The sequence below is a fragment of the Vibrio chagasii genome, assembly GCF_024347355.1.
GTDB lineage: Bacteria > Pseudomonadota > Gammaproteobacteria > Enterobacterales > Vibrionaceae > Vibrio > Vibrio chagasii.
This window is the reverse complement of sequence record NZ_AP025466.1, coordinates 336,880-350,016: the sequence shown is the minus strand read 5'-3', so window position 1 is coordinate 350,016 and position 13,137 is coordinate 336,880. Positions and strand designations below refer to the sequence as shown.

The 13,137-nt window shown below is 44.2% G+C and carries 11 protein-coding genes and 2 pseudogenes; 7 read left to right on the top strand and 6 right to left on the bottom strand.

The window, feature by feature from the left end:
- Positions 1 to 45 precede the first annotated feature (45 nt).
- The 4 genes and pseudogenes from atpB to OCV52_RS17460 form a co-directional block, all read right to left on the bottom strand.
- On the bottom strand, positions 46 to 816 hold the full coding sequence (gene atpB, locus OCV52_RS17475; RefSeq protein WP_137407653.1) for a F0F1 ATP synthase subunit A: 771 nt from the start codon (positions 814 to 816) through the stop codon (positions 46 to 48).
- 51 nt (positions 817 to 867) lie between these two features.
- Positions 868 to 1,008: pseudogene (locus OCV52_RS17470) on the bottom strand (ATP synthase subunit I); the annotation flags it as partial.
- Positions 1,009 to 1,596: 588 nt separating this feature from the next.
- Positions 1,597 to 1,779, bottom strand: coding sequence for a hypothetical protein (locus OCV52_RS17465; RefSeq protein ID WP_137407654.1), 183 nt, complete (start codon positions 1,777 to 1,779; stop codon positions 1,597 to 1,599).
- Positions 1,766 to 2,650 (bottom strand): LysR family transcriptional regulator, encoded by an 885-nt coding sequence (locus OCV52_RS17460; protein ID WP_105058091.1) that lies wholly within the window; start codon positions 2,648 to 2,650, stop codon positions 1,766 to 1,768. The genes OCV52_RS17465 and OCV52_RS17460 overlap by 14 nt, the downstream gene beginning before the upstream one ends.
- A 157-nt stretch (positions 2,651 to 2,807) precedes the next feature.
- Between OCV52_RS17460 and OCV52_RS17455 the strand changes: the two genes are divergently transcribed.
- From OCV52_RS17455 to OCV52_RS17425, 7 genes and pseudogenes are all read left to right on the top strand, one after another.
- Complete coding sequence (locus OCV52_RS17455; protein WP_137407655.1) at positions 2,808 to 3,206, top strand: RidA family protein; 399 nt, start codon at positions 2,808 to 2,810, stop codon at positions 3,204 to 3,206.
- A gap of 187 nt (positions 3,207 to 3,393) precedes the next feature.
- Positions 3,394 to 4,854, top strand: a complete 1,461-nt coding sequence (locus OCV52_RS17450; protein ID WP_102426528.1) for an aldehyde dehydrogenase family protein — start codon at positions 3,394 to 3,396, stop codon at positions 4,852 to 4,854.
- 165 nt (positions 4,855 to 5,019) lie between these two features.
- Positions 5,020 to 6,015 (top strand): membrane dipeptidase, encoded by a 996-nt coding sequence (locus OCV52_RS17445; protein ID WP_008217072.1) that lies wholly within the window; start codon positions 5,020 to 5,022, stop codon positions 6,013 to 6,015.
- Between the two features lie 231 nt (positions 6,016 to 6,246).
- Complete coding sequence (locus OCV52_RS17440; protein WP_137407656.1) at positions 6,247 to 7,854, top strand: BCCT family transporter; 1,608 nt, start codon at positions 6,247 to 6,249, stop codon at positions 7,852 to 7,854.
- Between the two features lie 257 nt (positions 7,855 to 8,111).
- A pseudogene (locus OCV52_RS17435) lies at positions 8,112 to 9,925 on the top strand (hypothetical protein).
- Positions 9,922 to 10,659: a DUF3726 domain-containing protein gene (locus OCV52_RS17430; RefSeq protein WP_137407658.1), complete on the top strand. Its 738-nt coding sequence runs from the start codon at positions 9,922 to 9,924 to the stop codon at positions 10,657 to 10,659. Before OCV52_RS17435 ends, OCV52_RS17430 begins: the two are co-directional and overlap by 4 nt.
- Positions 10,660 to 10,975: 316 nt before the next feature.
- Positions 10,976 to 12,268, top strand: a complete 1,293-nt coding sequence (locus OCV52_RS17425) for an alpha/beta fold hydrolase (protein ID WP_137407659.1) — start codon at positions 10,976 to 10,978, stop codon at positions 12,266 to 12,268.
- A gap of 140 nt (positions 12,269 to 12,408) precedes the next feature.
- On the opposite strand, the gene OCV52_RS17420 is transcribed toward OCV52_RS17425, so the two are convergent.
- Positions 12,409 to 12,591 carry a hypothetical protein gene (locus tag OCV52_RS17420; RefSeq protein WP_004741177.1) on the bottom strand — a complete coding sequence of 61 codons (183 nt, stop codon included), beginning with the start codon at positions 12,589 to 12,591 and terminating at the stop codon, positions 12,409 to 12,411.
- Between the two features lie 289 nt (positions 12,592 to 12,880).
- Complete coding sequence (locus tag OCV52_RS17415; RefSeq protein WP_102426376.1) at positions 12,881 to 13,108, bottom strand: PAS factor family protein; 228 nt, start codon at positions 13,106 to 13,108, stop codon at positions 12,881 to 12,883.
- Positions 13,109 to 13,137: the final 29 nt, after the last annotated feature.

Genomic DNA, 13,137 nt, shown 5'->3' with positions numbered 1-13,137 from the left:
GTATCTCCGATAAATAATTTGTTAGTTAAATTTTTTAGTTATTAATTAGTGGTGTTCTTCTGTTGCCATACCTAAATAAACAACGGTCAGTACCATAAATATAAATGCTTGCAAGAATACGATTAATATGTGGAATAGTGCCCAAGGAACACTCAGTGCCCATTGCATCCACCATGGCATTAATGCTATCAGAATAAATATCATCTCACCTGCATACATGTTTCCAAATAATCGTAAGCTTAGTGATATAGGTTTTGAAATTAATGTTATTAATTCAAGAACTAAGTTAACAGGGTATAAAAGAGGGTTATCAAATGGCTGCGTAGTAAGCTCTTTGATAAAGCCTTTCAATCCTTTATTTTTAAATGTATAAGTCAACAGTAAGATAAATACACCGAGTGCCATAGACATTGGAATATTTACGTCCGCCGTTGGTAGATCTCTAAAGTGTTCTAGACCCATTGCACGACTTAATGCTGGTATGAAATCTATTGGTAATAAATCGACCGCGTTCATTAACAACACCCAAACAAAAGTGGTTAATGCCAGTGGCCCTATTAATTTATCCTCCGCTTGAAAAATCTCTTTTACTAGGTTGTTTACAAAATCAAATATTAGTTCGATAAAACATTGAAATCGACCTGGAACACCGCTGGTGCCCTTAGTCACTACGTATCGAAAAGCTCCAATAAACAGTAAACCCGTAATCCAAGATACCAACATCGAGTCGATGTTGAACGCCCAGAAACCATCACCTGTAGTTAAGAAGGTTAAGTGATGCTCTATGTATTCGTGAGCGGTAGTTACTTGATCCATACTACACGTACTCCGATCTTGTAGAGGCAGTAATAAATGGTGTTAAGAAGTACCCAAAGCCGACGATTCCATATCTACTTTATTACCAAAAAACACTTCATATAAAACTACACCGACGGCTAATACTACTTGGCAGAGAACAACTCTTTTAGCAGCAACAAGAATGTCACCACTTATCCCATTAAGCCTAATAATAAAACCTTATATTTAACAGTGTAAGCTCATATAAAACACAGTTTGAATATGTCTTGCTACTCGCATTTGCTGGTTAATAAAACTTTGCTTGTTAACAAAGAGATAATCTTGCTGGTTTTATATCTCCTGACGAAATATAACGATATAAACTAATTCGCTCTCGTTTCGACAAAATATAAACTACGCCTAAAATTATGTGATCAAAACGAAAAATATCGACATCAATAATTCCATTTTTGAAATGGGTGTTTTCCATTTTTGAAAGTAATAATTCTGTCACTATAATCATGAATATTTCAGATGATTTACTGATAACTTGAAGTATTGATAACTGCTCGAATAAATTAGGGTCAAGCCAAGTGTGTTGAAGGCAATCAATTTATATTTTTCAGGCACTTAAATTAACTTTTCATCAGAGTTAGAGTCAGACTCTAGATGTGTTAATTCATCACTATTTGGTTATTTATAGCGAGCCGCGTGCGTTTATTAACGCGGGAATATATATTTTTTATCTATTACTCATGAAGCGTGGAAAAACTGTGTCACATCAATGGTTATCCGCATTTTTGGTACTCATCGAGGTATTTATGGCCGGTTATATTGGAAGGTGAGAAGAAGAATTGAGAGTGGTAAAGCCGTTTCTATGAAGTTCAAACTCCACTTAAGAGCTTGTTGATAGTGGTTGATGCGGCCAGATAAAGCGTATTTTGAAGCAACAAATGGCAGTGCAGCACTGCCATTTGCTAAACCTTGTTTATGAAGCTTCATAGCTCAGATATTGAATACACAAGTCATGAAAAGCTTGCGCTTGGGGTGAGATAGTACGGTCAGACAGTCGGAATATTCCAATTTGTCTCTGTAATGGCGGGTCGATCAAAGGAATCCACACTAAACGCGTTTCATTGGTTGGAAAAGCAAGCTTAGGCAGCGTGGTTACCCCAATGCCTAATTCCAATACAGAAAACAGAGAAGTAATGTTTTCTACGGAATATAGGGCTTGTTCGCTGAGCATACGTGCAGGTGTTGGATCGAGTAGGGTGCAAGTCCCGTTACGAATGAAGGGCTGTTTTAACAGAGTTTGCCATTCGATCCCTTCAGGTTGAGCGGCGATAGGGTTGTCCTTTAAGCAGACCACACCGATAGGATCGGAAAGAAGTGGGGTGAAGTCGATACTCTCTTCTTCTAAATGGGAGGTGTTGCCTAGAGCGACATCTACTTCTCCAGAGAGTAATCGTGCTTCTACACCTGCCGCATTATCATCAATCAAACTCACCTCTACATTCGGGTATTGCTCACAAAAGGCCCCTAACACGCTAGGGATCAATTTGGCTGCCACAGAAGGCACGCTCGCTATTCGAACTCTTCCTTGTTGCCCAGCCGCCGCTGCACGTAAGTCGTTGTCTAATGCTTTGTAAACATTCAAGAATTGAATGATTTTCGGTAGGCATATTTCACCAAAAGGTGTCAGCGTAGATTTGTTGCCTGTTTCAAACAGTGGCTGACCGAGTATTTTTTCAAGCTCTTTTATCGAAGTAGACAGTGCCGCCTGAGAGCGATTGGCTCGGTGAGAAGCAGCTCGAAATCCACCTTCTTCGACCACTAAAACAAAATGTTTTAACTGTTGTAGCTTAATACTCATTACTTCGATCCCTCTCTAGCCCTTGCTATATCTTACTTTTTGTAAGGTGATAGATTTTATTTATCAAATGCACAAAATTTACCGTTAGATTTATCAGGCGTCAAGGTGCAGTATTTAACTATCTTGAAACATAGTTGTTACAAAGTTGGATGGAATCGTGAACGCACAAACTAAAAAACACCCAGTAAAAACCGCTCTTTTTGCTTCAAAAGCACCACTAGAGTGGGCAATCGTTAATAACGGCACTCTATACACTGCGCAGATTCCAATCGATGAAACGGGCGCAGTAGTAGAAGGCGGTATTGAAGCGCAAACGCGTCAGACTTTTAACAACCTTGTTCATACCTTGGAGTGTGCAGGCGAATCGATGGATTCTGTGCTGCAGGTTCTGATTTACGTGACTGACCGTAAATACCTGAAAACGGTAAACAACGTATACGGGGAATACTTCAACGCACCTTATCCAAATCGTGCAGCAGTCGTTGTTGCAGGGCTAGCTAGAGAAGAGATGTTGGTTGAGTTCGTGGTTTATGCATCGGCGTCTCAACCTGAATAAATGGACTGTGAACTGAGGCAATTTGCCAATCAAAGCTGTTTGTCTACGCAGATCTTTACTGATACAAGCGAATAGTTTTACGTCTAGATACAAAATTAATACTTATTCTCTATATAAATTAACAATTTATTAATTAATCCGATGGTTGCCAGACTCAACCGCAACCTAACGTTACAAGGACAGAATGATGACTCACTTACAGAATGTTCAAGCAGAAAACGCACTTTACATTGGCGGCGAATGGCAAGCGGGTGTAAGCACCGTAGCGAACATTAACCCATCAGATATTTCTGAAAACATCGGTAACTTTGCACAAGCAAGTGCTGAACAAGTTCAACAAGCGATTTCAGCGGCGAAACACGCTCAACCAGAGTGGGAAAAAACGCCGATTGAACGCAAACAAGCGGTGCTTCAAGCGATTGGTGATGAGCTGATTGCCCGTTGTGATGAGCTGGGCACTTTGCTATCTCGTGAAGAAGGTAAGCCGTTTGCTGAAGGTCGCGGTGAGATTTACCGTGCAGGTCAGTTCTTCCAATACTTTGCGGCTGAAGTGCTTCGCCAAATTGGTGACAACGCAGATTCTGTACGCCCGGGTGTTTCTGTTGAAGTGACTCGCGAAGCGGTAGGCGTTATCGGCATTATCTCTCCTTGGAACTTCCCGACAGCAACAGCAGCTTGGAAAATTGCTCCAGCATTGGCTTTCGGTAACAGTGTTATCTGGAAACCAGCAAACCTAACACCAGCAAGTGCGGTTGCGCTTACTGAGATCATCCATCGCCAAGGTATCCCTGCAGGTACGTTTAACCTTGTATTGGGTAGCGGTTCAACGGTAGGTGATGCACTGATCAACTCTAAAGAAGTGAACGGTGTGAGCTTTACCGGTTCTGTTGACACGGGTCGTAAAGTGGCAGCGGCTACCGCACCAAACTTCGTTCGTTGCCAACTGGAAATGGGCAGTAAGAACGCGCTGGTTATCGCTGATGATGCAGATATCCAAACCGCAGTTGAAGCAACTATTGCCGGCTCTTTCTCTGGTGCAGGTCAAAAATGTACAGCGTCTTCTCGTCTTGTTGTTATGGATAGCATCCACGACCAGTACGTTGATGCACTGATTAAACGTATGAGCGAGCTGAAAGTGGGTCACGCATTAGAGGAAGGCGTTTTCATGGGCCCAGTTGTTGACGGAAACCAGCTTGAAGCAAACCTAGGTTGGGTTGAGAAGGCGCGTCAAAGTGGCGGTGAGCTAGCATTTGGCGGCGAACGCTTGAGCATGCAACACGAAGGCTTCTATATGTCTCCAACGTTGTTCTTGAACACTAAGAACGATTGGGAAGTGAACCAAGAGGAAGTGTTCGCACCAATGGCAAGCGTGATTCGAGTGGCTGACTTGGACGAAGCGATTGCAACAACTAACGATACTCGCTTTGGCCTAACTGGCGGCATCATCACTCAAAGCCTACGTACGAGCGCACTGTTTAAGCAACAAGCTCAAACTGGTTGTGTGATGGTTAACCTACCAACCGCTGGTACCGACTACCACGTACCGTTTGGCGGTCGTAAAGAGTCTAGTTTCGGTCCTCGTGAGCAAGGTCAATACGCAAAAGAGTTCTACACAGTAGTGAAGACGGCTTACCAGCGTCCTTACTAATCTGCTTTCTAAATAAGAATTGGCTTGATTCACAGAGTCAGGCCAACATTCAAACCAAAACAGAAAACGAACTTAGATAAGTGATTTAACCCATTTTTGAAAACATGTTACTTGAGCGTGTTTTCAAAACCGAGCTAGAACACTGAGCTTTCAATAGGAGTGGTTATGTACCAGCAACGGATTGTTATAGATGGATTGCAATACTGCAATTGGAACAGAGAATATTTCCAAACACTAAAGGCGAGCGGCATTACAGCAGTTCACGCTACCGCGGTTTACCACGAGACAGCTCGTGAAACCTTATCTCGCTTTGCAGAATGGAACTTAAGATTCGAGCAGAACGCAGATCTTATCATGCCGATTCACTCAATGGCTGATGTTGAGACTGCAAAAGCAACTGGCAAAGTCGGTATTTTCTTAGGCGCTCAGAACTGTTCTCCAATCGATGATGAGATAGGTCTTATCGAAGTGATGCGTAAGCAGGGTCTTTTGATCATGCAACTGACGTACAACAACCAAAGTTTACTGGCGACAGGTTGTTACGAGAAGAACGATACCGGTATTACTCGCTTTGGTAAGCAAGCCATCGAAGAGATGAACCGAGTGGGCATGATCATCGATATGTCTCACAGTGCCGAGCGCTCAACACTTGAAGCGATTGATTTGTCTTCTCGTCCTATTTGTATCAGCCACGCGAACCCGACGTTTGCTCATGATGCACTTCGTAACAAATCAAACGATGTGATTAAAGCGCTCACTGCACGCGGTGGCTTAATCGGATTCAGCTTATACCCATTCCACCTACCAAACGGCAGCCAATGTACCTTGGAAGACTTCTGTCAGATGGTTGCGACCACTGCTGACATGGTTGGCGTCGAACACCTCGGTATTGGTAGTGACCTATGCTTAAACCAGCCTCAAGCTGTCCTTGAATGGATGAGAAATGGTCGTTGGTCTAAAGCGATGGACTACGGCGAAGGCTCTGCGAATAACTCAGGTTGGCCTGATGCGTTGCCTTGGTTCTGTGGTAGTTCGGGTATGGAAAATATTTATAACGGATTGATGCGTCATGGTTTTAGCGAGTCTGAAGCTGGACAAGTCTTAGGAGAAAACTGGTTTAACTTTTTGAAAGATGGCCTAGAGCCTCAAAGCCAAGGTTAAGTCGTTTTTCTCACTAGTCAGCATCTAATGAGCAGTCTTCTAAATACGTTCATTTAGCGAGTACTGCTTTAACCAAATTCACTATTCAAAAGGAACAACGATCTATTTCGCAACGCGGTAACCCAAACATGGATTAGCCTGCTCAACACAAAAATAATAGGGCAGGTGTTAAATACACCCTTGTAGTCATCATTTTTATGACAGCTGCAAAGAAACCTCTGGAGTCAGAGTATGTCTGATTTAACCAATAGCGTGAAATCTTCAAGCTTAAATGCGGGTCAAGCACACACAGCAAGTAATGCAACAAGCAACACCAACCAGTCTGAATCAACCTCAGACAAACTAGGGTTATCCAACCCGGCACTTTGGTACAGCGGCGGTTTTATCGCTCTGTTCGTGACACTGGCCCTATTTGATGGCGAACTGCTATCAACTCTGGTTAACACGGGCTTTGCGTGGTCGGTAAAAGTATTCGGTCCTTACTGGCAACTGCTACTTCTTCTGACTTTTCTTATTGGTCTTGGCCTGGCGGCAGGGCGAACAGGCAAGGTTATCCTAGGCGGCATCGCTAAACCTGAAATGGATGGTTTCCGTTGGATGGCGATCATCTTCTGTACGCTACTTGCGGGTGGCGGCGTATTTTGGGCTGCAGCAGAACCGATTGCTCACTACGTTAGCCCACCACCATTGTACGGTGCACAAGAAAACGCACAGCAAGGCGCGGTTAATGCGTTATCACAATCTTTCATGCACTGGGGTTTCCTAGCATGGGCAATCGTCGGCAGCTTAACGTCTATCGTGGTCATGCACCTTCACTACGACAAAGGCTTGCCACTTAAACCGCGTATTTTGCTTTACCCAGTCTTAGGCGAACGTGCACTGAAAGGTCACACCGGCGCTTTGATTGATGCATGTTGTATTGTCGCTGTAGCGGCGGGCACCATCGGTCCTATCGGCTTCTTGGGCTTGCAAGTGAGCTATGCACTGAATGCACTGTTTGATATCCCTGACGGCTTCACGACGCAGCTGATCATCATCTTATTCGCTATCGTTCTATACACATTATCGGCATTGAGCGGCCTTAACCGTGGAATGCAAATGCTAAGCCGTTACAACGTGATTCTTGCAATGGCATTGATGGTCTACATCCTGATCTTTGGCCCTACAAACTTTATCTTTAACGGCTACATTCAAGGTGTAGGCAGCATGATCGATAACTTCATCCCAATGGCGACATACCGTGGTGACGAGGGTTGGTTGAGCTGGTGGACAGTATTCTTCTGGGGTTGGTTCCTAGGTTACGGCCCAATGATGGCAATCTTTATTGCACGTATCTCTCGCGGTCGTAGTATTCGCCAACTGGTTTCAACCATCAGCTTAGTTGCACCGTTTGTTACTTGTTTCTGGTTCACGATTGTTGGTGGCTCTGGCCTTGCATTCGAAATCGCAGATCCAGGCAGCGTAAGTAAAGCGTTTGAAGGCTTTAACTTACCAGGTGCTCTGCTAGCGGTAACTCAGCAATTACCAATGCCGATGCTTATCTCTATCTTGTTCCTGATCTTAACCACCATTTTCATCGTAACGACTGGCGACTCAATGACTTACACCATCAGTGTTGTAATCAGTGGTGAGACAGAGCCGAATGCAATCATCCGTACTTTCTGGGGGGGGATGATGGGCGTAACGGCGTTGATTCTGATTTCTCTAGGCTCTGGTGGTATTTCAGCACTGCAATCTTTCATCGTAATCACAGCGGTTCCGGTGTCCTTAATCTTACTGCCATCGCTTTGGAATGCGCCTCAAATCGCAATCAAGATGGCGAAAGAACAAGGTTTGTAGAAGAGCAGAATCTGTAAAGAAACGGTAGAGGTAACGCTCTCTAAAAATTAAAGAGAAACAAGGTATCAGCCTTTGTAATAAGGCTGATACCAGATTCCGAAAGGAAGAGAAAACCCGTACTGGTGAAGATACATCGGACGGCAACTATTTAGGTCAACAGATCTAGTCAGGACAAATAATAAGGGGCGAGTTCGCTTGCCCCGACAACATCAATAACGATTAAAACGTGAAAGCTAACCAACATACTGTCGCTATAAATGCTTCAAAAGACAGCAACGATCGGTTTTGAATGGCTAGCAAAACCCTTATAACTACAAAGGTGGTGAGCAAAATGGATGCACATCGTTCTACCTACACTGAATCAGCACTACGTGACGCAACGGTCGTCATGGCACCGGAAAGACTGGGTGCTATGCACCAAACACGCATCAGCTTCGTAAGAACTCTGATTCGTAAAATGGCGCAACAGCAATGGAAAGTGACTAAACATGAGTGGCAATTAGACCCTCAAGGGTATGGTCATGCTATCTATAAGCTACAGACGCCAAACCATGTCTATCATTTGGTTGTGTTCTGCGATGAGATTGCAGACGACGAACGAAATGACCGTGTAATTGCTGAAAAGTGGGACGTAACATTTGCTTTGGTTCTTGGCGATGTGGATGTCGCTCTACTTGAGAGACTTCGTGCGAATGTACCGCTACAAGAAGCGGGTCGTAACCCTAACAATGTGCTTGTTCTAGCGCGCGCCAACAAAAGTGTGCGTGTGTTTGAACACATAGTGAGCCACTTGGCCAAAGGGGTTCAACCAACGCCAAAAGAGTTAGCGGAAGTAGGCTACATCCTGAGAACGACTGCGGTTTATGGCAATGGTAAGTTCGGTATTGCTGACTTCAAAATTTTAGAAAATAACCCAGATTTCAATCAGTCGTTCAGTGCTCAGATGTGTGCGGTATACATGCTGCGTGAATTTAGTCTCGACTGGGTTCATTACCTAGCAGAGCAACAAGGCGGTGAACAAGCGATTACCTTGCACAGAGGCTTACAACGCTATCTAGGTGTGGGTAATGCTACTGGTTTAGGCATGGCGCCATACCTGATTAACCACCCAAGTATTGTCGACCAATGGATGACAACCCGTGAACATGCATTAGCTGACGTGTTGGCTAATCACACGGATACGGTGTTGATCAAGCCACTACGTACATTAGTTAAAAAAGCGATTTGTCATTTAGAACAAGTTGTTACCATCAATGAACATCAGCAGGAGCTGAACAAAGCTGCTGTGGATGAGTTGAAACACGCAGAGCAATCGTTAGAAGTGTCTGTCAGCCAATGTGATACATGGGTGCAGTTAGTTGAACAATCTAAGCACATGAGTATGGAAGCCCAAGAAATCCTTATCTCATGCTTGATGGAATTGTACCCAGAATTAGTGGACGCCCATCAGGAGCAGATGAATTGTAGCGAGACACTGTCACTTCAAAGCGGTAAAAAGATACAAGATCTGTTGGTGATCTTAGAAGAGAAGTACCGCTGGGCAATTACAACGGACTTTACTAAGGCTGAGAACAACTACTGGTTCTGGTATCGCTCTCAAGACAAAGAAGAGCCAAGACTCGGTGTTCGAGGTGAAGAGCTGGGTGAAGAGCGTGAACTGCCGTTAGATATCGGTCGTCAAGCTTATCGTTTGTACCATGCTTTATTGCAGTTTACGCCGGAGCTCTCGTTAGCCGAGTTCTTAGTAAAACAGCCACAGCATCGTGCTATAGCTCGCCGCGTATGGACACTGGGCAACAAAGCGATGGGGGACATTCAAATGAATGTGCTTCATAAAGAGTCGCTGCCGATGCATCTGTTACGTTGCAAACTGGCTATGTTTGGTGCAACTAAGTTTGATCCGCGCTCAGATCGTTGGGTTCGCGTGACCTTCTTCCAAGGGGCACCGTTGCTTGACGAAATTCATCAAGATGAATGGGTGTTCCCACTGTTGCCGAGTGAAGCGGAGCTTGCAGGCTCACATAACGTTCCTACACATATCAATGCTCAACATGGAGGTAAATCGCTATGATCGTTTCTCACAATGAACTGGTCGCGGCCGTCAACAAAGCCTTTTTAGGGATGCGCCGTACATGTGGTGAAGCCGATGTGATAGCGAACATGGTGGCTGATTTACAAATGGTAGGCTTGGATGGTGTGCGTCATTTTAATAATGCGAGCAACTTTATCGGCCTAGAGGACGACTGCCCAGTTGATATTCAAGTGACAAGCGATAACACGGTCGAAGTCGACCTGCATAAGGCAAGTTTGGCGTGTCATCTTCCTGTCGTGATGGATTATGCGATTGAAAAAATGGTCGGCAACAAATCGCTTAAAATTGAGCTAAACAACTGCCACAACCGCTGGTTGGCCTACAGTGAGCTTGTAAAACTAGCAGCGAAAGGTATTGCGTGCACTGCACGTTGGGACAATGGCTCTAACCCTAAGAGCACCTTGTATGTGCTCAACCGTGGTTGTGTTGCTCCAGAGCTTTTTTTATCAGATTTGCCTCTGACATCGGACGAACATATCCATAATATGACCATCGAACTTTCCGTCCAGGATTTCGATATCGAACGCTTGTCAGATGGCTACCAAACACATGTCACGTCTGAGTCATTATTTAAGACACAAGAAAACGCGTGGCGTGATGGCATTGAAGTCAACGACTCAGAGTGGACGACATTAAAAGAAACGGCCACTGCGATTCTGGTTGAGAATAGCCAACGTTCAATTCAAGGGGCAGGAGAGTTAGTCGCCTCATAGCGGATTGAACTTAGCGCAACATAAACATCAGATAACACCAAAAGAGCTTAACGTATCCTCACTTCGTTAAGCTCTTTTTATTTTCCTACGGCTTTATCTACTGAGCTGTTGATAAAGCCTCAAAAACGCGCTGTTTTGACACAGGTTGTTACGATGCGAACACTCCTTGAGCAGTCAAATGACGCCCCTTCACATTCATGCTAAACAAACGGTTTCATTTACGACCTACTATGCGTATCTTGCTAACTATGTGTGCCATAGGGCGCCACTTTTATTCGTACCGATGACATTAGAATCAGATAAAAAGGAATGAAGCGTGCAAGCTAAGTTTATAGATGGAACCACCCTGTATCGTCAGCACTATTTTGAACTACCACTCGATTATCAAGCGAAAGATGGACAGCAGATTCAAGTCTTTGCTCGTGAAGTTGTCGACCTAGCAAAAGACAGCCAAGAACTCCCGTGGCTTATCTACTTTCAGGGTGGGCCAGGCTTCCCTTCACCGCGTGTGAGTGGTGAATCAGGTTGGATGAAACGTGCGTTACAAAACTACCGCGTTCTGCTTCTTGATCAGCGTGGTACTGGCAATAGCACGGTAATTAGCCATGAAACCTTGGCACATCTTTCTCCAGAACAACAAGCTGAATATCTGACGCATTTTAGAGCCGACAACATTGTTCGTGATGCCGAAGCGATTCGTGAACAATTTGGTGTTAAGCAGTGGTCGACGATTGGCCAGAGTTTTGGTGGTTTCTGTACATTGAGCTATCTATCGTTGTTCCCGCAAAGCTTGCAACGCTGCTATGTGACGGGCGGTATTCCGTCGATTGAACGTGAAGCTGACGATGTCTACCGCGCGACCTACAAGCGTGTTGAAGATAAAAACAGAGCCTTCTTTGCTCAATTCCCACAAGCACAAGCCATGTGCCGTGAGATCTCTGATTATCTGCTTAACAATGAAGTGAAGTTACCAAACGGTCAGGTATTTACTGTTGAACAGTTCCAATTGATTGGCATTAACCTAGGTGCTGGCGAAGCAAACCTTCCTATGTATTTCACGTTAGAAAGTGCGTTTGTTGAAGTGAACGGTAAAAAGCAACTGAGCTATATCTTCCTAAATCAAATGCAACAAGAGCAGGGTTACCTAACCAATCCAATTTACGCGATTTTGCATGAATCTATCTATTGCCAAGGTACAGCATCAAATTGGTCAGCTTATCGAGTACGCGAGCAGTATCCACACTTTAATTACCAATCGGGAAGTGAGTTCTGGTTTACTGGAGAAATGGTCTACCCATGGATGTTTGACCAATTAGAGACACTGAAGCCACTGCGTGAAGCGGCGAATATCTTAGCTGAGAAGTCGGACTGGGGCACTTTGTACAATGCAGCGCAGATTAACAAGAATACCGTGCCTATGGCGTGCGCAGTTTATGCCGACGACATGTACGTTGAGCTGGATTACAGCCGTGAAACATTGGCGAACATTCCAAACTCAAAAGCGTGGATCACTAATGAATATGAGCACAACGGCTTACGAGCAGACGGCGAAAGAATCGTAGACAAGCTGATGACGATGGTTGAAGCATTAGAGAATTTGCCAAAGTAATCTCGCTAGCCCTACCTGAAACAAAGACGTTAAAAAATAAGCGACGTTAGAAAAAAGAAAACGCTGCATCCGTGCAGCGTTTTTGTTAGGTCATCGAACTATTCGATTTAAGGAACTAGGAGGGGTAGCTCAATAAGCCATTAAGGTTGGATGACGATATCTTGATGTTCTGTTGTGGTTAAGCAGGCGCGATTTTGTTCGATTAGTTGAGCCGCGTAAGATGGGGTCACAGCTTGAATCTCGCCTTTCGAGCGAATGGTCAGTGCTTCCCAAGCTTGATCACGATATTTGCCTGTCTGTGTGTATTCAATAAGTACTCTCATGATTCTTCCATCCGCTGTGTGGTTAACGTGCTACTAACATTAGCGCCATTATTGTCGTTACACACCTGTTAAAAATGGAACATAAGATTAACCAAATGAGAATGGTCGCAACTTGAAAATTTCGACAAATTGCACTTATCAGCGTTCGAGCTTATTACTCTAAATCGCTGTTCATCCGGATAAAGGGTTGAGAATGGGCAACACTGGTAAGTTGTACCTGCGGCAAATTGAAGCATAAAAAAAACGCTGCATAAGGCAGCGTTTTTTCAGAATTCACTTGGACGACAGATTAGTTGTTGTCTAAGCCAACAATCTTGCGCGCAGACATTACCGCACTGTCTAAATCGGTCAATCTACCCGCACTTGCTGGACCAAGAACGGATGAATACAAAGCCAACTGCTTCTCAAATGATAGATCTAGATGGTTATATAGATTTTGGCGGATTTGAGCGTGTTGTTGTGGTTTCGCGCTCGATAGACCTTCCAACGTATCGTAGATGAGTGTAGTTGTATCCATATCAGTCCTTAGTAACTCATTATAAAATT